Raw genomic sequence first — 21,113 nt, 5'->3', positions numbered from 1 at the left:
TGAAGAGTATGCTCCGCACAATGCGACCGGCTGGCTGCGCCTACGTCCTCATCTTTTCGCCGCTCGGGTCGAAGGGCGGCTCGACATTGATGCGTGCCGGCCGCCGGTGTCCAAGAATTTCGACTTCGAACAGCCCGGCGCTCTCGTTCTCGGCAAGCGCTGCCGGTACATAGCCTTGCGCCATCGACTTCTCGACATAATGCGCATAGCCGCCGGAGGTGACCCAGCCGACCACGCGCCAGTCGCCGTCGACAATGCCGCGCACGGCAGACGCGCCTTCGGCGGCATTCGAGCCGCGCACTTCGTTACCACCCGCATCGAAGCGCGGCGCGCCATAGCCATGCGGCTTTTCCACGGTGCCGTAATCCTTGCCGCCGACCTTGGCCCAGATCGGCTCATCGCCCATGACGTCGGCATCCGCGGCATCGACGATGAAGGAGACACGGCGCAGTTTCGGCCCTTCTGCCTGTTCCTTGGCCGCTGCTTCCCGGCCGATGAAGTCGTTCTTCTCGAGCTTGATGAAGCGGTCCATCGAGCCTTCGAACGGTCCGTAGATCGGACGTAACTCGCGGAACCAGGTCGGGAAGTTCTTCTCAAGGCGCATCGAGAGCAAAGCCCGCATGCCGAAATCGACAAGGCCAAACTCTTCGCCAGCCTCCTTGATCGCATTGTAAACCAGGCGCTGGTAGGCAGGCGCCATCCAGATCTCATAGCCGAGGTCGCCGGTGTAGGTGATGCGGTTGACCATGCAGGGCGCGCCGCCGACCGCCATCTCGCGGAAATCCATGAAGCGGAAGGCCTTGGTCGAGATGTCGACATCGACCAGTTTCTGCAGCAGGTCGCGCGATTTCGGCCCGGCGATGGAGAGGCCGACCAGCGTCTGGTCGAAGCGGTGGATGCGCACGCTCCCGTCCTTCGGCAGATGCTTCTCGAACCAGCGCATGTGGTATTTTTGCGCTGCCGAAGAACCCCAGATCATGAAGCGATCTTCCCCACCGCTTGGGCCCGCCTTGGCGATGGTGAAGTCCCCGATCAGCCTGCCGAACTCGTTCAGCATCGGCGTCAGCACGATGCGGCCGGATTTCGGCATGCGATTGGTCATCAGCCGGTTGAGGAAGTCTTCGGCCCCTGGTCCGGAGACTTCGTATTTGGCGAAGTTGGCGATCTCGGTGACGCCTACCCTCTCGCGGGTGGCGCGCACCTCCTCGCCGATCGGGCCGAAATCATTGGAGCGGTGGAAGGACACGATGTCCTTCGGCTCCGAGCCTTTCGGCGCGAACCAGAGGGGGGTTTCGAGACCCCAGCTGTCGCCCATGACGGCGTTGTTGGCGAGCATGGTGTCGTAAAGCGGGGTCGTCTGCGCTGGTCTTGCCGCCGGTAATTCCTCATTGGGAAAGCGGATGGAGAAACGGCGCGAATAATTTTCACGCACCTTTGCGTTGGTATAGCGCAGCGTTGCCCATTCGCCGAAGCGTGCAACGTCCATGCCCCAGACATCGAAGCCGGGGTCGCCATGGACCATCCAGTTCGACAGCGCCAGGCCGACGCCGCCGCCTTGGCTGAAGCCGGCCATGACGGCGCAGGCGCACCAGAAATTGGTCAGGCCCTGCACCGGGCCGACCAGCGGGTTGCCGTCCAGCGCGAAGGTGAAGGGGCCGTTGATGATCTGCTTGATGCCGGCCTTCTCGATGCCGGGAAAATGCTTGAAGCCGATCTCCAGCGACGGCGCGATGCGGTCGATGTCTGGCTGCAGCAGTTCGTGGCCGAAATCCCACGGCGTGTTGACCGGCGACCACGGCTTGCAGGCCTTTTCATAGGTGCCGAGCAGGATGCCGTTGCGCTCCTGGCGGGTATAGATCTCGCCCTTGAAATCGAGCACGCCGATCATCTCGCGGCCGGTCGACTTGTTGAATTCCTCGACCTCCGGCATCGGCTCGGTCAGGAGATACATGTGCTCCATGGCCAGCACCGGCAGTTCGACCCCGACCATGCGGCCGATCTCGCGCGCCCACAGGCCGCCGCAGTTGACCACATGCTCGGCTTTGACTGTGCCTTGCTCAGTGACGACGTTCCACGTGCCGTCGACCTCCTGCGTCAGTTCCACGACGCGGTTGCGCAGTACGATCTCGGCGCCCAGCTTCCTGGCGGCCTTGGCATAGGCATGGGTGGTGCCGGAAGGGTCGAGATGGCCCTCGACTGGATCCCACATGGCGCCGACGAAATTCGTCTCGTCCATCAGCGGGAACATTGCCTTGGCTTCGGACGGCGTGATCAGTTCGGTGTCCATGCCGAGATAGCGGCCCTTGGCGTGGGCGAGCCGCAAGAAGTCCATGCGCTCGGGTGTGTCGGCCATCATCACGCCGCCGGTCAGGTGCAGCGAGCAGGATTGGCCGGAAATCTCCTCGATCTCCTTGTAAAGCTGCACCGTATAGGCCTGCAGCTTGGCGACGTTGGGATCGCCGTTCAGCGTATGGAAGCCGCCCGCCGCATGCCAGGACGAGCCGGAAGTGAGCTCCGAACGCTCGATCAGCATGATGTCGGTCCAGCCAGCCTTGGCCAGATGATAGAGCACCGAGCAGCCAACGACCCCGCCGCCGATAACAACCGCTTTTGCGTGAGATTTCATGAAGATAGTTCCGTTTTTGAAGAGATTGAATCGAGTGAGCGGGGCGCGAAAACAAAGCGGAGATCGGAAACGGCGATGTTTTCGGCCAGCCTGCCATCAAGACGGAGTGGGGGTCGACTACTCATCAGATGATCAAAAATCGGTCGGCGCGCCGCCTTCGGCCCGGCGCTTGTCGACGAAAGCGTTGAGCTCCTCGCGGATCGCCGGATCCATGTAAGGCTCTTCATAGGACGCCAGCCGTTCCTTCCAGACGCGATTGGCCTTTTCGAGTGCCGTCGGCGACCCGGCCTCCGCCCAACTCTCGAAATTGCGCCAGTCGGAAATGATTGGCGCGTAAAAGGCGGTCTTGTAGCGGTCCTGCGTGTGCTGGGTGCCGAAGAAATGGCCGCCGGGGCCGACCGACTGGATGGCGTCGAAACCGAGCGCTTCGTCGGAAAGATCGAGCGGCGTCAGGAACTCGGCGACCATCTGCAACAGGTCTATATCGAGGATGGTCTTTTCATAGGAGCAGCGCAGGCCGCCTTCGAGCCAGCCGGCGGCATGCATCATCAGATTGCCGCCGCCCTGGATGGCGCCCCACAGCGAGAACACGCTTTCATAGGCGGCCTGCGCGTCGACCGTGTTGGCGGCGCAGGTGTTGGAGGTGCGGTAGGGGATGTTGTAGCGGCGGGCGAGCTGTCCGCCGACCAGCTGCGCCTTCATATATTCCGGCGTGCCGAAGGCCGGCGCGCCGGACTTCATGTCGACATTCGAGGTGAAGCCGCCGTAGCCGACAGGCGCGCCCTTGCGCACCATCTGCGCGAAGGCGATGCCGGACAGCGCCTCGGCATTCTGTTGCACCAGCGCGCCGGCAATCGTCACCGGCGCCATGGCGCCGGACAGGGTGAACGGCGTCACGATGACCACCTGGCCCTTGCTCGACATCTGGATAATGCCTTCCATCATCGGCACGTCGAGCTTGAGAGGCGAATTGGTGTTGATGATGGTGAACACCGACGGCTCTGCGAGCAGCTGCTCATGACTGATGCCGCGTGCGATCCTGGTGATCTCTATGCCGTCGACATTGCGTTCCTTGCCGAGCGAATAGATGTGGAACATCTTGTCGGTCAGCGTGGCGAGGTCACGGATGCATTCGAGGTGGCGGACGGACGGATGGATGTCGATCGGCTCGACCGGATAACCGCCCGTGCAGTTCAATATGTTGTGCATCTGCGCAAGCTTGAGGAAGTTGCGGTAGTCCTGCTGGTTGCCCGGCCGGCGGCCGCGGTCGACGTCGGAGCAATTGGGCGCCGACGCCATCATCGAGATGATCAGATTATCGCCGCCGAAGCGCACGTTGTGCGCCGGGTTGCGGGCGTGGATGGTGAATTCCGGCGGGCAGTGCGCAACCAGTTCCAGGATCATGTCACTGTCGAAGCGCACCCGCTCGCTGCCTTCGCGGACATCGGCGCCATGCGCCTTCATGATGCGCCGGGCTTCGTCATGCAGCACGTCGACGCCGATTTCCCTGAGCACGCGCAGAGAGGCGAGGTGGATGGATTCCAGCTCGTCGTCGGAAACCAGCCGGGTCGGCGCCAGCGGGTTCTTCAACTGCCGAAACGGCGGCTGCTCGAACGCCGCCGATCCGCCGGCACGCTTCCCCGCGCGGCCGCCGCGACGGGCGCGATCGTTTGCCAATGCCGGTTCGGCGGGCTGAAGGGCGGCGGTCATGATAGTCCTCGTACGCTGCGGCAATGCGGCGGCATAATGGACTGCCGGCTGGCCGGCCATTGCGGAGGCGGCGACCACTAGGACGAGGGAAGCGACATGCCCTGGGGGCAGCCGGCGGGATCGTCAGCCTCTTGATCGCGTTCCGGCTGGCGCAAGCGGTTTTCGTTGCCGGTGCTTACTGTGACGGAACCGAAACGCTAATGCTGCAGCCCGATATTTGGTGTGGATCATGGCGCGGGCGGAACAAAGCAGCGGCGAGACAGTGCAATGGGCGGCGATCACCGGCGTGATCGCCACCGTCTCAGTGTTCGCCATCGCGCAAGGGCTGAGCTATCCGCTGTTGAGCTTCATCCTGCAGCGCCAGGGCGTCTCGCCGGCCATGATCGGACTGTCGGCGGCAATGACGCCGATCGGCTTCATCGTCTCTTCGCCGCTCGTTCCGGCGTTGGCGCGCCGTTTCGGGGCAGGGCGCACCGCGCTTATTTGCGCGGCACTTTCCGCGCTGGTGCTGGCGCTGATCGGCTGGACGCAAAATGTCTATCTGTGGTTTCCGCTGCGCTTTTTGATCGGCGCCGTCACCAACCCGCTCTACGTGCTGAGCGAAGTCTGGGTGATCGCACTGGCGCCGCCGGAACGCCGCGGCCGCGTCCTGGGCATCTATTCGACGATCATTTCGGCGGGCTTTGCGGCGGGGCCGCTTTGCCTGCTTGCGGTCGGCACCGTGGGATGGCCGCCGTTTCTGGTCGGCATCGGCGCTTTCCTGTTTTGCGGCGCCTGCCTAGCCTCTGTGCTGGCACGGCTGCCGAAGGTCGACGAGAGCGGGCACCGGGTTTCGGTCCTGGGATTCGTGCCGCAGGCTTGGCTGTTGTTATCGGCGGTCGTCGTGGCCGCCGGTTTTGAACAGGCGGTGCTCGCCTTACTGCCGGTCTATGGAACACATTACGGCATCGCCGAAGCGCGCATGTCGGCGCTGCTGTCAGTGATGATCGCCGGCAATATCGCTATGCAGGTGCCGCTCGGCTTGTTGGCGGAACGGCTGACGGCGCGGCTGGTGCGGTTCATCTGTGTTTCGGTGACGGTGCTCGGATGCGTGCTGTTGCCGGTTCTCATCGAGACGCCGCTGATCTGGCCATGCGTCTTCATCTGGGGCGCGGTTTCCTACGGGATTTACACAATGTCGATCATCGAGCTCGGCGAGCGGTTCACCGGCTCGGCACTGGTCGCCGGCAACGCCGCCTTCTCGCTGATGTGGGGCGTCGGCGGGATCGCCGTGCCGCCGCTGGCGGGCAGCGCCATGGATGTCCTTGGGGCAGGCGGTCTGCCGATGACGCTCGGTGCCATTTGCCTGGCGCTGGCGGTTGTAACCGTTATTCGAAGGCGGATGGTGTGAGATTCCGACCGGATGCTGAGATCCTCAATTGTCTTGCCGCCTGAAGACCGCCCAGAGGTCACAGTCGGCGTGGCGTTCTTCGGGATGCGTCTTGTGCAGCAATTCCTGAATCTCAACGGCGCGATCAAAGTCGTCTATCAGCCCAACGCAGGATAGCTCTTCGTTGGCGAAGACGTCGGGGAAACCACCGCAATTGGTCAATGCGCTGATGTCGACGTTCTTGTCGAGCAGATCATAGCCCATGAAGGTGAACTCGTCCCAACCGAATGAGCGCAGATCCGCCGAAGGACTTCGGATTACGCCAAGGATGTTAAGGTTGCTCGTATCGGTCAATTGCGAACGCAAAAACCCCAGATCCACGAAGAAATCCAGCATGAAATCTTCGTTCACGATGTAGGGCCAGTAGCTATCCTTTATCTCCCCAAGTGCGGTCGGGCACAGCATGCCGTCGAGAGAGACGACCTCTGTCAATTGGGTGAGGCCCGACCACTCCATGTACTTGTCCCATCCCGTGCCGTGGGATGGATCAAACTTCTCAGTCGCAATGTACAGACGTTGCATGAGGTTCCTCGCAGTCCATGCAGAGAGCGTTGTCATGGCAATCTCCGACCATTCGTATTTACGTGTTCCGGTTGAATGTCGGTAGCGCCATGCCGATGTTTGTGGCACCGAGCCTGACGAATTTTGGAGACCACATGACCGAGCCGATCACTCAAAAGCAGCCAGGTTCAGCCGGCGAGACAAAAGACCCCTTCCTCTGGCTGGAGGACAGGACCAGCAAGCAAGCGCTCGACTGGGTGCATCGCCAGAACGAGATCACGGTCGCCGAATTGCAGGGTGATCCATCCTATCAGGCAACGTTCCAGACCGCGCTCGACCTGATGACGGCCGAGGACAATATTGCTGTCGGGGCTGCGATCAACGGCCATGTCTATAATTTCTGGCAGGACCGGACCAATATACTCGGCCTCTGGCGGCGCACCACGGTCGCATCCTACAAGACCGACGAGCCGGAATGGCAGACGATCATCGACTTCGACAGTCTGGCGGCGGAAGAGGGAGTGAAATGGGTGTTCAGCGGCGCCAGCCGGCTCTACCCCGACTTCAGCCGCTGCCTGCTCAGCCTGTCGCCGGATGGCGGCGATGCCAGCGAGATGCGCGAATTCGATATCGAAAGCAGGTCCTTCGTCGATGGCGGTTTTCGGGCTCCTGCCTCGAAATCGAGCTTTAGCTGGCTGGACGAGGACGCAGTTATCGTTTCCGCCGCCTTCGAGGAGAACGACAAGACCCAGTCCGGTTATCCGCGCGTGGTCAAGCTTTGGCGGCGCGGCACGCCACTGGACGAGGCGATGCCGATCTTCGAGGCGCTGAAGCAGGATCTCGCAGCCGGCGGGTCCGTCGAATTCGACGGCGACAAACGCCATGTCTTCCTCGCCCGGACCCTCGACTTCTTCGCCTCGCACAGTTTCCTGCGGCTGCCATCGGGCGAAAACAGGCGCATCCCGCTGCCGGACGACGTCACCGATACAGCGCTGTTCAAGGGCCAGCTCGTCTTCGGCGTGCGTACCCCGTGGACGGCGCCGGACGGCACGCTGTGCAAGCCCGACGGGCTCTATTCACTCGATTTCGAGCGCTGGATCGAAACCGGGCTATTCGGATCCATCGATACCGTGCTCGAGCCGGCGCACCGCGTCTCGATTGCCGGCATTGCCCGGACGCAGGACCGGCTGTTCATCAATTTGATGGACAATGTGCGCGGCAAGGTCATCGCCGGCGAGCGCAGCGGCGGCGGCTGGGAGTTCAAGCCCGTTGCATTGCCCGAAAACGGCAATGTCGGCATCAGCCATGCCGAGCATTTCGGCTCCAGCGTCTCCTTTTCCTTCACCGATTTCCTGACGCCGAGCTCGATCATCTGGTCGGACGACAATGCCGCGACGCTGGCACCGGTGAAATCGCAGCCGGCGCGCTTCGACGCGTCGTCCCTGGTCTCCGAACAGTTCGAGGCACGCTCGAAGGATGGCACGATGATCCCGTACTTCGTGGTCAGGCGGCGCGACTTGGATGGACCCGTGCCGACATTGCTTTACGGCTATGGTGGCTTTGAAGTGCCGCTGTTGCCCGGCTATGCCGGCGTGCGCGGCAGGCTGTGGCTGGAGAAGGGCAATGCCTATGTGCAGGCCAACATCCGCGGCGGTGGCGAGTTCGGCCCGAACTGGCATCAGGCCGCGCTCAAGGCCAATCGCCAGAATGCCTTCGACGATTTCGCTGCGGTCGCGCAAGATCTGGTCAAACGCGGCATCGCTACGCCCGCCACGCTGGGCATCCAGGGCGGATCGAATGGTGGCTTGCTGACCGGCGTCTCGCTGACGCAGCGCCCGGAATTATTCGGCGCGGTGATCATCGACGTGCCGCTGCTCGATATGCTGCGTTACACCGAGCTGCCGCCCGGCGCGTCGTGGATGGCCGAGTATGGCGATCCGGCGAAACCGGAAGAGGCAGCCTGGCTCGCCGCCTATTCGCCCTACCAGCATGTAGACACGGATGCAGCCTATCCGCCAGTGTTGCTGACGACCTCGACCGCCGACGATCGCGTCCATCCCGGGCATGCCCGCAAGATGGCGGCACGGCTGCAGGCGGCCGGCCACGGCAAGACGCTGTTCTTCGAGGAGACCGAGGGCGGCCATGGTGGACGCGGCGATCGGCGGCCGCAGGCCGCACAGGCGGCGATGAAGTACGTCTTCCTGCAGCGGGCCCTGACTGGCACCAATTGACCGGCGTCGCTTGACCGGCACGGCTTGAACTGAGGGCTCGAGGCAGCCTAAGGTACATGCATGGCTCGGCTGGCGAAATCGGGTTGCGCATTTGGGGTGGCGGTGACGCCGTCGTCGCGCACGCTTCGCGCCGAGCTGTTGCGGCTCTGCGCCCGCATCGGCTATTCGCCGCCCGCTGTCCTCTGACGAATCCGCCCCGGCGCGAAAGCTGCCGGATTGGTTCAAGAGGAAAGACCAGACATGACCTACCAGAATTATTCGCTGAAGCAGCTTCAGCAGATTGATGCCGCGCATCACCTTCATCCGTTCACCGACCACAAGGAGATGCGCGAGACCGGCTCGCGCATCATCACCCACGCCAACGGGCCGTTCATCTACGATTCCGAAGGGACGGAAATCCTCGACGGCATGGCCGGGCTGTGGTGCGTCAATGTCGGCTATGGCCGCGACGAGTTGGCCGACGCCGCCTACGCCCAGATGAAGGAATTGCCCTACTACAACTCCTTCTTCAAATGCTCGACGCCGACGCCGGTTCTGCTTGCCAAGAAACTGGCGGAGATCGCGCCGAAGCATATCAACCAGGTGTTCTACGGCTCGTCCGGTTCGGAGGCCAACGACACGGCGCTGCGTCTTGTTCGCCACTATTGGGTGCTTGAAGGCCGACCCGAGAAGAACCGCATCATCTCGCGCAAGATGGGCTACCACGGCTCGACCATCGCCGGCGCCTCGCTCGGCGGCATGGATCTCATGCACAAGCAGCTCGGCGGCGCCGTGCCCAACATCGTCCACGTGATGATGCCCTACGCCTATGAACTGGCACTGCCCGGCGAAAGCGACCATGATTTCGGCCTGCGCGCGGCGAAAGCGGTCGAGGAGGCGATCCTCGAAGCCGGCGCCGATAAGGTGGCCGCCTTCATCGGCGAGCCGGTGATGGGGGCAGGCGGGGTGAAGATCCCGCCGATGGGCTATTGGCCGGAAGTGCAGCGCATTTGCCGCAAATACGATGTCCTGCTGATGCTGGACGAGGTCATTACCGGCTATGGCCGCACCGGCGAGTGGTTCGCCGCACAAGCCTTCGATGTCGAGCCCGACATCATCACCACGGCCAAGGCGCTGACCTCTGGCTATCAGCCGCTGTCGGCGCTGCTGGTCGGCGACCGCATCGCGGCGACGCTGGTCGAAAAGGGCGGCGAATTCTATCACGGCTACACCTATGCCGGGCATCCGGTGGCCTGCGCGGTGGCGCTGAAGAACCTCGAGATCATCGAGCGCGAAGGCTTGGTCGAGCGCGTCAGGAACGATACCGGGCCTTACTTCGCCAGGGCGCTGCAGGAACGTCTCGGTGGGCACGATCTGGTCGGCGAGGTGCGCTCGTTCGGGCTGATGGGAGCGATCGAGATCGTCAAGGACAAGGCAACCAAGGAGCGCTTCCTGCCGGCCGGCAGCGCGGCGGTGATGGTTCGCGACTACGCGATTGCCCGGGGCATGATGCTGCGCGCCACCGGCGACACGATGATCCTGTCGCCGCCGCTGATCTGGACGCGCGAGACGATCGACATGGCCTGCGACCGCATCGGCAGGGCGCTCGACCTGGCCGAGGCAGATTTGCGCAAGCGGTAAGATGGAACGATCGCCGGGCGCCCGGGTAATCGGGCGCCCGGAGATTGAATGCCGCTTTATGGCGAAGCGTTCGCCAGGCGAGGCTGTTGGCGGTATAGACGACCACGCGTGATCACTGGCCCGCCTTGACACCGATGACGTGCCCCTTAGCGTCAGTGACCAACATCCCTTTCGATTGGTCCAAGATCACAACTATGTTGCCGAAAGGATCGCGGACACGGGCGCACCGTCCGACCGCGATCTCGAATGGCGGTTGCACAGCCTCACCGCCGGCGGCCAAGAATTCCTCAAACGCGTCGTCCACGTTATCGACCAGGATATCGGTCTCGGGACCGATATGAAGATGGACAACCAGTTCCGCATCGGTTTCCGGCAGCGCAAAGCCAGCGGCTTCATCGTCCCGCCAAACGAGGGCATGACCGAGCCGATCCCCATAGAACGATACGGCTGCATCGAGATCGCTCACGCGTAATAGATGATTATCGAGCTTGCGGAATAATGGTCTTTTTCGAGGCTCGTGCGCCATTGCGGGACCTCAATATGTGAAGAGATTCGTGCGGCCATATAGCCTTTAACGAAATAGTCTTCGAGACTATGTCTGCAACCGAGTTGCCTTCAAGCTTCGAGCCCGCCCGGTGGAAATGGCGGGGCGTGTCCTGTCGACTTCAACAAGTGATCCGAAAGGCGATGGTGCCTCGGTTTGGATTCGGCTGTGGGTGGAATGTTGCCATTCGTCTCGTCGATGGAAACGAGCAGCAGTAAAGGTGTCATTAGGGTGGCGGGCGGATCGTCCTAGCGATCTGCACTGTATCCATGTTTCCCGGTCCGGTTGCTAGTTGATAGACACGTGCTTTAAGATGGCTGCTTGAAGCGCCGATCGGCCCGTTGCCCGAACGGCTGGTCCGGGAGGGACGCTATGGCCCAGCAAGAGCAGTGGCAGCTGGAAGGCAGCGCTGCGGAACTCTACGAGCGCTACCTGGTTCCGGCAATCACAGCCCAGTGGGCTGCCGACCTTTTGGATCGTGCTGCACCTCAATCTGGTGAGCGGATTCTGGACGTAGCTTGCGGCACCGGCGTGGTGGCACGCTCGGCGGCCGAGCGTATGGGAAATGGGCAGGTCGTCGGCCTCGACATCAACACGGGCATGCTTGCCGTTGCTCGCTCGCTCCCGAGAGGTGCTGGACCGCATATCGACTGGCACGAGGGAAGCGCGCTCGAAATGCCGTTCCCTGACTCCACCTTTGATTTGGTTCTTTGCCAGCTCGGACTGCAGTTTTTTCCGGACCGATCGAGTGCGCTACGTGAGATGTTCCGGGTTCTGGTGCCTGACGGCCGACTGGTCTTAAACGTTTTCAGCGCCATCGAGCACACTCCCGCGGCCAAGGCGTTGGCGGATGCCTTGGATCGACACCTCGGTCCCGGCGCTTCGGCAACGAAACGGTCCGAGCATTCACTCGCCGATGCGGACGAGCTTTACCGATTGGTGGCCGGGGCGGGATTTCGTCAGGTGACCATCCACACGACGACACAGAACATCCGGTTCCCCTCGTCAAAGCAATATGTGCGATTACAGTTGGCAGCGACTCCGCAGGCTGGGCTGGTCAGCGGAATGGAGGCCGGACATCGGGACGCAGTCATCGCAGCGATCACGGCTGATCTAAGTTCTTCGCTGGCAATCTATTCAACTGGAGGGGAGCTGATATTCCCCCAAGAGGCTCACGTCTTGCTCGCACGCAAGTAGCGCAGCTGACGCGCCGGTCGTCAACGTAGGTCAGGACCGCCGCCACGAGGCTGACGATCATCTGGAGTCGCGCCAGGGCGATCGTCTCACTGTCCTTGAAGAGTCCGAAACGCAAAAACCGCGCTCCATCGGAGCGCGGCTTTGCCAGATACGCATGGCGCTTCGCCAACAAAACACTTGCGAAACTTACGGCGAAACTTGCGGGCTCCGGTACGCGAGACCTGATCCGGAGCGCCGGGCGGATGTCCGCCTCGCAATCCGTTTTAAACGCACATCGTTACTGCAAGGTTAGCAAGAGCTTAAGCAAACCTAAACTTGCCAGCTTTCCGCATCAGGATATCGAAAAAACGATGAAATTCGGAGTTTACCCCGTGGCACCGCGCAGGAAATTTATGATGCCGGAAAAATCCGCGCCGGCGTTGCCTTGTGCATTGAACAGCGCATAGAGCTGGGCTGCCTCGGCGGCGAGCGGCGTTACCGCACCGGCGCTCTGCGCGGCCTCCTGCGACAGTTTCAGGTCCTTCAGCATCAGTGCCGCTGCGAAGCCAGGCTTATAGCCATTGTTGGCGGGCGATGTCGGCACCGGGCCGGGCACCGGGCAGTAAGTGGTCAGCGACCAGCACTGGCCGGACGAGGTCGAGGCGACATCGAACAGCGCCTGGTGCGACAGGCCGAGCTTTTCCGCCAGCACGAAGGCCTCGGCAACGCCGATCATCGAAATGCCCAAAATCATGTTGTTGCAGATCTTCGCCGCCTGTCCGGCGCCATCGTCGCCGCAATGAACGATGCGGCCGGCCATCGGCTTGAGGATTGGTTCGGCCTTGGCGAAGGCGTCCTTCGAACCGCCGGCCATGAAGGTCAGCGTGCCGGCCGCCGCACCGCCCGTGCCGCCGGAGACCGGCGCGTCGATCGTCAGCAACCCGTGCTTGGTGGCGATGGCATGGGCCTTTCGGGCCGACTCGACGTCGATGGTCGAGGAATCGATGAACAGCGCGCCTTTTTTCGCCTTGGCCGCGATGTCCGCGTAAACCGACAGCACATGCTTGCCGGCCGGCAGCATGGTAATGACCGCATCGGCATCCTTCACCGCTGCAACGGCATTGGCCATGATGACGACGCCGTGCTCCCTGGCGATGACGAGGTTCTCCGGCACCAGGTCGAAGCCGTGCACGGCATACCCGGCCTTGACCAGGTTGGCGGCCATCGGATTGCCCATATTGCCGAGGCCGATGAAGGCGATGGTGGTCATAATGGCACTCCGTGGTTTGGGTAGGCAGTAGGCAGTAGGCAGTAGGCAGTAGGCAGTAGGCAGTAGGCAGTAGGCAGTAGGCAGTAGGCAGTAGGCGACCTATTCGGGCGCAAGTTTGCTAATAAGTTGGCGAAGCATTTTTCTGATGCCCTTGATCTTGGCGGTCATCTTTCTGCCTACTGCCTTACCGTCCGATCAGGGCGCGAGCGATGATGACGCGCATGATCTCGTTGGTGCCTTCGAGGATTTGGTGGACGCGCAGGTCGCGCACTAGCTTCTCGATGCCGTAATCGTGCAGATAGCCGTAGCCGCCATGCAGTTGCAGCGCGTCGTTGGCAACGTTGAAGCCGGTGTCGGTGACGAAGCGCTTGGCCATAGCCGACCATTTCGAGGCATCCGGTGCCTTGCGGTCGAGCTTCGAAGCGGCGGTGTAGAGAAAGATGCGCGCTGCCTGCAGTTCGGTCTCCATGTCGGCGAGCTTGAACTGCAGCGCCTGGAACTGGTTGATCTTCGAGCCGAAAGCCTTGCGCTCGGCGGTGTAGGCGAGCGCCCTGTCGAGTGCCGATTGCGCGCCGCCGAGCGAGCAGGCGGCGATGTTCAACCGGCCGCCGTCAAGCCCGGCCATGGCGATGCCGAAGCCGGCGCCTTCGACTGAGAGCAGGTTTTCCGCCGGCACCTTGCAATCCTCGAAAACGACCTGGCGGGTCGACTGCATGTGCCAGCCCATCTTGTGCTCGTTGGCGCCGAAGGAAAGGCCCGGCGCATCGTTCGGCACGACGAAGGTGGAAATGCCTTTTGGCCCGTCGGCCCCGGTGCGCGCCATAACGACATAGAGGTCGCTGTCGCCGGCGCCGGAGATGAACTGCTTGGCGCCGTTCAGCACATAGTCGCCCCCGCTCTTTGTCGCGCGCGTCTTCAGCGCCGCCGCATCCGAGCCCGAACCCGGCTCGGTCAGGCAATAGCTGGCCAGCCATTCCATCGAGGTCAGTTTGGGCAGGAAGCGCCGGCGCTGTTCGTCGCTGCCGAAGCGGTCGATCATCGATGCCACCATGTTGTGGATCGAGATGAAGGCGGAAAACGCCGGATCGGCGCGCGAAAGCGCCTCGAAGATCAGCACGGCGTCGAGCCGGCCGAGTCCCGAGCCGCCGACATCGTCGCGGACATAGATGCCGCCAAGGCCGAGAGGGCCTGTCTCGCGGATCACATCGGCGGGGAAATATTTGTTGCGATCCCAGTCGAGTGCGTTCGGCGCCACACGGTCGGCGGCGAAGGCCTCGGCCATCTCCTGGATGGCGCGCTGGTCCTCGTTGAGTTCGAACTGGCTGGTGCCCGCATCGACAGCGGCGTCCATGGCGTGCTCCCTGATGTTTCCGGCCTTCTGGCCTGTCGTTTTTGGCTTTGCGCTCAGTCCAATCTAGACCAATGATGCCGCCGCGCAACCCGACCGTCTGCTCAGCCGCTGTGCGCGGATGCGCTTTGGAGCAAAGTGTGACGACAAATTTCGACGAACTGCTTGGACGCTTCCATGCCTATCTCCAGACGTTCGACGATGCGCTGGTGCGCGACGCCGTGGCCCGGATCGGCTGGGACATGCCGGCCCGGCCGCTCGAGCCGCATGCACTGCCTTGTCTCGTCCAGCTCGACCGGATCGTCGAACTCGCTCCCGCTGCGGCCAAGCCGCTGGCGCGGCTGGTTGCGGGGCGTCGCGGCGATCTGCGCTGGGGCCAGACCTATGGTGAAGCGGATTTCGGCAGGATTTTCATGGAGAATTACGGCTGGCTGGAGGTGTTCGGCACACGCGGCCATCTCGTCAATGAAGAGGTCGCCGGCGGTCTGCTGATCCTTGGACCCGACATCGTCTACCCCGATCACCACCACGTCGCGGAGGAGATCTACATCCCGCTGACCGGCGGCGCCGAATGGCGCATGGGCGATGGCGGTTTTCACCTTCGATCGGCGGGCGAGGTGATCCACCATGCCTCTGACGTCAGCCACGCCATGCGCACCTGCAGGGAGCCGCTGTTGGCGCTCTATCTCTGGCGCGGTGGGCCACTGGCGGCCAAGTCGACGATCACCGGAACCGTTGCGCAGGGCAGGGGCTGATATGGCCAAGGCGATCATGCTGCAGGGCACGGGTTCGGATGTCGGCAAGACGGTGCTCGTCGCCGGCCTCTGCCGCGCGGCGAAGAAGCGTGGCTTGAAAGTGCGGCCGTTCAAGCCGCAGAACATGTCGAACAACGCGGCCGTCGCCGATATTCCCGGCGTTTCAGGCGGCGGTGAGATCGGCCGCGCCCAATGGCTGCAGGCGATCGCCTGCGGCGTGCCGCCCACCATCCACATGAACCCGGTGCTGCTCAAGCCGCAGACCGATGTCGGCGCTCAAGTCGTCGTGCAGGGCAAGGTGTTCGGCGAGGCGCGGGCGCGCGACTACCAGGCGCTGAAGGGCCGGCTTATGGATGCGGTGCTGGACTCCTGGGCAAAGGTTGGCGAGGGCGCCGATCTGGTCATTGTCGAGGGCGCGGGATCGCCGGCCGAAATCAATCTCAGGAGCCGCGACATTGCCAATATGGGCTTTGCGACGCGCGCCGGCGTGCCGGTGATCCTGGTCGGCGATATCGATCGCGGCGGCGTCATCGCCTCGGTCGCGGGCACCCACCTGATCCTGCCGGACGAGGACCGCCGCATGATCGTCGGCTATCTCATCAACAAGTTCCGCGGCGATATCTCGCTGTTCGACGATGGCATCGAGGCGATCGAAAAATTCACCGGCTGGCGCTGTTTTGGCGTCGTGCCGTGGCTGAAGGCGGCGGCGCGGCTGCCGTCGGAAGACTCCGTCGTGCTCGAACGGCTGTCGTCCGGCGAGAAGCGCGCGCTGAAGATCGCCGTGCCGGTGCTCTCGCGCATCGCCAATTTCGACGACCTCGACCCGCTCAAGGCCGAACCGCAGGTCGAGGTGGTGTTCGTGCCGCCTGGCCAGCGCCTGCCGCAGGATGCAGGTCTGGTGGTCATTCCCGGCTCGAAGTCGACGATCGGCGATCTCCTGAAATTCCGCGAGAACGGCTGGGACCGCGACCTTGCCGCGCACAGGAAACGCGGTGGCCATATCGTCGGCATTTGCGGCGGCTTCCAGATGCTCGGTCATATCGTGCGCGATCCCGACGGCGTCGAGGGCAGCGCTACCGAGACGCAAGGCCTCGGGCTGCTCGACGTCGAAACGGTGATGGAGCCGGAAAAGACGGTGCGCAACGTCAGCGCGCGCTCGGTGCAATTCGATCTGCCGCTCGAGGGCTACGAGATCCATCTCGGCCGCACCACCGGTCCGGATATGCTGCGGCCGTCCGCCGTTATCAACGGCATCGATGACGGCGCTATCTCGGTCGACGGCAAGGTATTAGGCACCTATATGCACGGGCTGTTTTCCGCCGATGCCTTCCGGGCGAAATTCCTCGAAAGCCTCGGCGTCAAGGGCGGCGGCATCGACTACCGCGCCGAGGTCGAACGGGCACTGGACGAGATCGCAGCCGAGCTGGAAACCCACCTCGACTGCGACGCCATCTTTGGGCTGGCGCGTTAGCTGGCAGCTTCGTCAGCCTTCGGCCAGTAGGTGCCGAACGACCAGACATTGCCTTCCGGATCGCGGCAGATGAATTCGCGGCTGCCATAATCGCGGTCGGTGAGTTCTTCCAGAATCTCGGCGCCGGCCGTTTTTGCCCGAGCGTATGCGGCGTCTGCGTCCTCGACGGCAACATAGATCGATGTACCGCCGCCAGAGCCGGGCGCACCGACCATCTTGCCGTAGGCGTCATCGCGCGCCGTGCCGAGCATGATGATCGAGGAGCCGAATGCGAGTTCGGCGTGGTGCACCACGTCGCCTTCGCCATAGCGGGCGCGGACGCTGAAGCCGAAGGCCTCGCCCAGCCAGTCGATCATCTTGCCGGCATTCCTGCAGCGCAGCGCCGGATAAAGCCGCGGTGGTTCGGTGGTGTTCGGCATGGCTGATCTCCTTCAGCGGGTTGGTCGATAACCCAGTCTGGGCGAAGGCCGGTCGTGCGTCTTGAAGAAATGTTACCTCGCGCCAAGCGCCGTCGGCGTTATGCCTGCGAGGTCGCGGAACTCGCGCACCAGATGCGCCTGATCGGCATAGCCGCAGTCGGCGGCGATGTCGGCCCAATCGCTGTTGACCTGTCTCGACAGGCCGAGCGCATGGTTGAAGCGGACAATGCGCGACAGCGTTTTTGGGCCGGTTCCGATCGCGTCCGAAAATTTTCCGGCAAGATGCTTGCGGCTCCAACCCAGCTTGTTGGCAAGCAATGAGACGCGAATCCGGCCACCTGTCGTGACGATCGTCTGGTAGGCCCAGGCTATTTCGGCTTGAGTGCGGTCCGCCGTTGCCAACCGGTCCGCGACGAAGGCCTCGGAGATGGCAAAGCGTGTGCTCCAATCCGGTGCATTGCCAAGCCTTTCGCGAAGCGCGATGCCTTCAACGCCAAGCACGTCATCGAGCCCGACCATGCGGTCGGTCAGCTCGCTCATCGGCCGGCCGAAGAAGCGACGGGCGCCGAGCGGCGTGAAATTGATCTGCACACAACAGGCGCCGCCGAAGGATTCGATCACCACCGGCCCGGCGTAGAGGCCGGCGGCAAAACTGCCGAAGCGGTCATTGTCGCTTGGGTCCTTGCCGAGCCCGATGGCAAAGGGTTCGGCAAAGCTGATGACCAGCGGCACGGTCAGCGAGGCATATTCGACGACACGGAAATGGCCTGGCATGGTTTCGCGAAAGCCGCATATGTCGGTGACGGCGCCCTGAAGCCGATGACTGGGCGCGCGCCGCACCATCTCGAACCGATCGAGCCCTGTTCTGTCGTGGGGGCTGCCGTCTTCGCTGGCGGGCATGTGCTTTCCCTCGTCCAGGAATTCTAACAGACCATCCTGCAGAATCAAAAGCGCCCCGGGGTTGGCCGGGCGCTCCGAGTTGCCTGAGATTCTGAATTGTCTGGACGTGTTTAAGCGCCGCGCATCAGGCAGCCGGCGGCCAGCACAATGTAGGCGATGACGACAATCCACGCGGCATTCAAAGGGATAAACGCCAGAACGCCAAGCGCGGCGAGAACGCCGATGATGGCGATGACAAGGGATATGATGAAAATAAGCTGGGTAGGCGCACTAAGATTCATGTTCGGTCCCTCCTCAACATGATTCGTACAGCGGCATAGTATCAGTCGCGCGGTCACACACCAATGAGCCCACGCAGCCGGCTTGCCGGATTGGCCGGCAGTTTCCGGCGACAGAATATGGCGGGTTCCACCATGCGCACCCCGTTTGCGCCAAGCCGATTCCGCGCTACCTTCCCGACGAATCGGAAGGGGCTGACGGCGATGGGATTGCTGGACCAGATACGCTCGATCTTCGACGGCGATCCCGGCGTGCGCAAAGTCGCGGACGATCCGGTGCTGTCGGCAGAGCTGCTGATGCTGTTCCGCATGATCCTGGCCGATGGGTCGGTCAGCGAAAGCGAAATGACCGCCTTCAGGCGTATCTGCCGGGACGCCTTCGGCATTCCCGAAACCAGCATCGACAGCGTTATCGAATATCTCAACGAGTTCGGCTACGAGACCAACGGCTCGCAGGCCGTCGCCCAGTTTCGCGACCTCGACGTCGAGCGGCGCAAGCTGCTTGCCCGCCACATGGCCGAGATCGCCAAGGCCGATTCGCAACTTGCCGGGAGCGAGATGCAGCTGTTGCGCCGCACGCTCGACCTGCTCGACATCAGTCCGGTCGATGTGGTGAAGCCGCAAGACTGAGGCATCAGCTGGGCGAACGCGATAAAAGTGCACTGTCACCGTAATTCACGGAAGTTCACTCAGGGCAGCAAAACAGCGACACAAAAAAGCAGCGGAGAAAGAGCAAAATCCACTGTCCGCGAGAGCCCAAATTTCGTGCGCGCAAACCGGATTCGATGACAAAATTTGCAGGCCGCGAACGCAAAATTCTACCCGCGCGAAGCACTATCAGAGGCAAAAATCAGCATGCAGAACAGCCAAAAATCGCTGCGCGGGCCCCAGGTGTCCTCTCTATTTGATCGTCAATCGACCGGTTAAATGCAACAATAGAAACAGCGCAAAGGACACAGTAACGGCAGCGAGAACTGCGATGCACGCCTTTCTTTCGGTCGGCTTGGCGTATCGCATCAGTATCAAGAGACCAAAAATGGAAGCCAGCGGAATCAGGTATTGCCTGACTAATTCGGGCTCCCCAATCCAAGCTCCGGGTACATCGTAGCGGAACATGTGCCAGATCAGTGAAGCAGTCAGTGCCGCATGCATCAATGCCAGCAGCCCAAGTACAGCGATGGCAATCCACTTCAGTATCGTCACCATCTTTCGCCCCCACAGGATCGGGCGACAGGTCAACACGCCCACCAAAATCAAAGCCTCTCCACACACCCGCCAACGTCGCCGTCGTCCCCGTAGTGACAGGACCATCCGGCCCCAGACTCACATAAGAATTACGGTGACAGTGCACTTTTCCTTTCCCGGCAGCCGTGTCTTTCCTGTTTCACAGCTTATCCGGTTTGCTCGGCAATCCGGTCTAAAAATGCGTCGCTGCCGACCGGCCAACCGATACTATCGGCCTTTCAGGCAAATCGAACAGTCCCGCCTACGATGACAGCCGGTTCTCCTTTGACATTCGTAACGCTATCGGGTGTCGGACGTACGGTGCATTTTGGCAAGCGCGCCTCAGGCTTTGGCCCGGCCGACATCAGGATCAGCCGCACACGGTTCTGCATCGGGCACTACGCCCAGATGCCGATTTCGGCGACGCAGCAATGCAACTCGAGCCATACGGTCAGTCTACACGGCGATAGCGACCACAGCAAAAAAGTGCATTGTCACCGTAATTCAGACAACGTTTTATCTGCAGCCTTCGACTGCACGCCAACACAGATTGTGTTGGAAAACTTTTCTGCTGAAATATTCGCAACGTCTATCAGGCTGTTTACATTGGAGACTTTCTTTCCAAATACGACATTGTCTCAATCAGTCGCTTTCTAACAAACTCGACGTCAAAAAGAAATTCTCCACCACCAGGCCTATATCTAGCAAGAATCTCTATTGTTTCTTGTATAAAACCGTCGTCACCAAAATTGTCCCCTAAGTTAGACTCAATTTTATTGACCAAACTTATACTTGTATCCTCCGTTGACGTGAACTTAACAACCATATTTTTTAATGACATTGTTTTACTCACCATCCAAAGAAGTCGCCAATAGTTCTAACACCTTGCCGTCTGCAGCCGTTTCGCGATCGCCCGGTGCAGGTCGGGGGCGCTAAGCAAGCCCGAATGCCAGGACCAGGAAGCCCATCGCTCCGAACCCGGCGTGGATAACGATCCCGGCCCATGTGCTGCGCCGCCGCTGGACGACATAGGGCAGCAGCAACGTGATCGGCACAAGGGTCAACAGGACTTGCCAGGGGAAGGCAGCGTGGAACAGCAACCACAGGATCCCATTGACCAGCCAGGCTCGCCTGCCGAAAGCAATCTCTTGCCGCGGCAGCGCGAACCCCCGCCAGACAAACTCTTCCCCAACGATGTTCAGCACAAAAAACGGAAGCCACGCGCCGAGGATCCAGTAGCGGCCGGGACCGAGCGGCTCGAAAGCCATGAACGAGGGATTGAAATTCGCCCCGTCTTGCAGCATCCGGAGCGCGCCGCCGATGCCGCCGGTCAGCACGCCGACGGCCGCCAGCCCTCCAACAGCCCAGAGCCAGTCGCCGCCATTCATCGGGCGAAGCCATAGCCGCGCGGCCAACGACCCCGGCAGACGCCGTTCCCGATACAACAGCAGGGCAGCTGCGAGAAGCAGAGGGCCAAAAAGGACGATGCTTGCGGCCAGGAACCACATCGCCACAGGCTCTGCCCCCGTGGCGGAGACGAACGCCGGGACGGCTACCCGCGTTGTCAGGAACAGCAGCAGGGCACCCGCGCCGAACAGAGCAGCGGAGCCG

18 protein-coding genes are annotated in these 21,113 nt (G+C 62.0%); 7 read left to right on the top strand and 11 right to left on the bottom strand.

All coding sequences use genetic code 11. From position 1 onward, the window contains the following. Positions 1-40 precede the first annotated feature (40 nt). Positions 41-2,626 carry a GcvT family protein gene (locus tag NKH70_RS21760; RefSeq protein WP_353025969.1) on the bottom strand — a complete coding sequence of 862 codons (2,586 nt, stop codon included), beginning with the start codon at positions 2,624-2,626 and terminating at the stop codon, positions 41-43. A gap of 132 nt (positions 2,627-2,758) precedes the next feature. Beyond that, positions 2,759-4,336, bottom strand: a complete 1,578-nt coding sequence (locus tag NKH70_RS21755; RefSeq protein WP_352719668.1) for a trimethylamine methyltransferase family protein — start codon at positions 4,334-4,336, stop codon at positions 2,759-2,761. Between the two features lie 229 nt (positions 4,337-4,565). Between NKH70_RS21755 and NKH70_RS21750 the strand changes: the two genes are divergently transcribed. Next, positions 4,566-5,726 carry an MFS transporter gene (locus NKH70_RS21750; protein ID WP_353025968.1) on the top strand — a complete coding sequence of 387 codons (1,161 nt, stop codon included), beginning with the start codon at positions 4,566-4,568 and terminating at the stop codon, positions 5,724-5,726. 24 nt (positions 5,727-5,750) lie between these two features. Here NKH70_RS21750 and NKH70_RS21745 read toward each other — a convergent pair whose 3' ends face one another. After that, a complete protein-coding gene (locus tag NKH70_RS21745; RefSeq protein ID WP_352913258.1) occupies positions 5,751-6,323 on the bottom strand; it encodes a hypothetical protein in 573 nt (190 codons plus the stop codon). A 98-nt stretch (positions 6,324-6,421) separates the two neighbouring features. On the opposite strand from NKH70_RS21745, the gene NKH70_RS21740 reads away from it, so the two are divergent. After that, positions 6,422-8,497, top strand: coding sequence for a prolyl oligopeptidase family serine peptidase (locus NKH70_RS21740; RefSeq protein ID WP_352913260.1), 2,076 nt, complete (start codon positions 6,422-6,424; stop codon positions 8,495-8,497). 240 nt (positions 8,498-8,737) lie between these two features. Next, positions 8,738-10,117 carry an aspartate aminotransferase family protein gene (locus NKH70_RS21735; protein WP_352913262.1) on the top strand — a complete coding sequence of 460 codons (1,380 nt, stop codon included), beginning with the start codon at positions 8,738-8,740 and terminating at the stop codon, positions 10,115-10,117. Positions 10,118-10,229: 112 nt separating this feature from the next. Here the strand turns inward: NKH70_RS21735 and NKH70_RS21730 are convergent, their stop codons facing one another. Then, positions 10,230-10,643 (bottom strand): VOC family protein, encoded by a 414-nt coding sequence (locus tag NKH70_RS21730; RefSeq protein ID WP_156948098.1) that lies wholly within the window; start codon positions 10,641-10,643, stop codon positions 10,230-10,232. 390 nt (positions 10,644-11,033) lie between these two features. Here NKH70_RS21730 and NKH70_RS21725 point away from each other — a divergent pair, with 390 nt between their 5' ends. Further along, a complete protein-coding gene (locus tag NKH70_RS21725) occupies positions 11,034-11,858 on the top strand; it encodes a methyltransferase domain-containing protein (RefSeq protein WP_352913264.1) in 825 nt (274 codons plus the stop codon). 364 nt (positions 11,859-12,222) lie between these two features. On the opposite strand, the gene mmsB is transcribed toward NKH70_RS21725, so the two are convergent. Together mmsB and NKH70_RS21715 are read right to left on the bottom strand one after the other, a co-directional pair. Next, positions 12,223-13,107, bottom strand: coding sequence for a 3-hydroxyisobutyrate dehydrogenase (mmsB, locus tag NKH70_RS21720; RefSeq protein WP_352913266.1), 885 nt, complete (start codon positions 13,105-13,107; stop codon positions 12,223-12,225). Between the two features lie 184 nt (positions 13,108-13,291). Then, complete coding sequence (locus tag NKH70_RS21715) at positions 13,292-14,458, bottom strand: isobutyryl-CoA dehydrogenase (protein WP_352913268.1); 1,167 nt, start codon at positions 14,456-14,458, stop codon at positions 13,292-13,294. 137 nt (positions 14,459-14,595) lie between these two features. Between NKH70_RS21715 and NKH70_RS21710 the strand changes: the two genes are divergently transcribed. After that, positions 14,596-15,210 (top strand): dimethylsulfonioproprionate lyase family protein, encoded by a 615-nt coding sequence (locus NKH70_RS21710; RefSeq protein WP_353025965.1) that lies wholly within the window; start codon positions 14,596-14,598, stop codon positions 15,208-15,210. 1 nt (position 15,211) lies between these two features. Beyond that, positions 15,212-16,681: a cobyric acid synthase gene (locus tag NKH70_RS21705; RefSeq protein ID WP_352913269.1), complete on the top strand. Its 1,470-nt coding sequence runs from the start codon at positions 15,212-15,214 to the stop codon at positions 16,679-16,681. Here the strand turns inward: NKH70_RS21705 and NKH70_RS21700 are convergent. The 3 genes from NKH70_RS21700 to NKH70_RS21690 form a co-directional block, all read right to left on the bottom strand. Further along, positions 16,678-17,100, bottom strand: coding sequence for a VOC family protein (locus NKH70_RS21700; protein ID WP_353025963.1), 423 nt, complete (start codon positions 17,098-17,100; stop codon positions 16,678-16,680). The two genes, NKH70_RS21705 and NKH70_RS21700, sit on opposite strands and share 4 nt — an antisense overlap. A 72-nt stretch (positions 17,101-17,172) precedes the next feature. Then, complete coding sequence (locus tag NKH70_RS21695) at positions 17,173-18,000, bottom strand: helix-turn-helix domain-containing protein (protein WP_352913272.1); 828 nt, start codon at positions 17,998-18,000, stop codon at positions 17,173-17,175. 110 nt (positions 18,001-18,110) lie between these two features. Further along, the gene (locus tag NKH70_RS21690) at positions 18,111-18,281 is read right to left on the bottom strand and encodes a hypothetical protein (protein WP_023676480.1); all 171 of its coding nucleotides are present in this window, start codon (positions 18,279-18,281) and stop codon (positions 18,111-18,113) included. 201 nt (positions 18,282-18,482) lie between these two features. Between NKH70_RS21690 and NKH70_RS21685 the strand changes: the two genes are divergently transcribed. Further along, a complete protein-coding gene (locus tag NKH70_RS21685) occupies positions 18,483-18,908 on the top strand; it encodes a TerB family tellurite resistance protein (RefSeq protein WP_352719749.1) in 426 nt (141 codons plus the stop codon). 270 nt (positions 18,909-19,178) lie between these two features. On the opposite strand, the gene NKH70_RS21680 is transcribed toward NKH70_RS21685, so the two are convergent. Both NKH70_RS21680 and NKH70_RS21675 read right to left on the bottom strand, forming a co-directional pair. Continuing rightward, positions 19,179-19,484, bottom strand: a complete 306-nt coding sequence (locus tag NKH70_RS21680; protein ID WP_352719647.1) for a hypothetical protein — start codon at positions 19,482-19,484, stop codon at positions 19,179-19,181. Between the two features lie 950 nt (positions 19,485-20,434). After that, the gene (locus NKH70_RS21675) at positions 20,435-21,010 is read right to left on the bottom strand and encodes a CPBP family intramembrane glutamic endopeptidase (protein WP_352913276.1); all 576 of its coding nucleotides are present in this window, start codon (positions 21,008-21,010) and stop codon (positions 20,435-20,437) included. Positions 21,011-21,113: the final 103 nt, after the last annotated feature.

The sequence above is a fragment of the Mesorhizobium sp. M0991 genome (assembly GCF_040318915.1).
Lineage (GTDB): Bacteria > Pseudomonadota > Alphaproteobacteria > Rhizobiales > Rhizobiaceae > Mesorhizobium.
The sequence above is the reverse complement of the archived record's forward strand: the minus strand, read 5'-3'. Positions and strand labels throughout refer to the sequence as shown.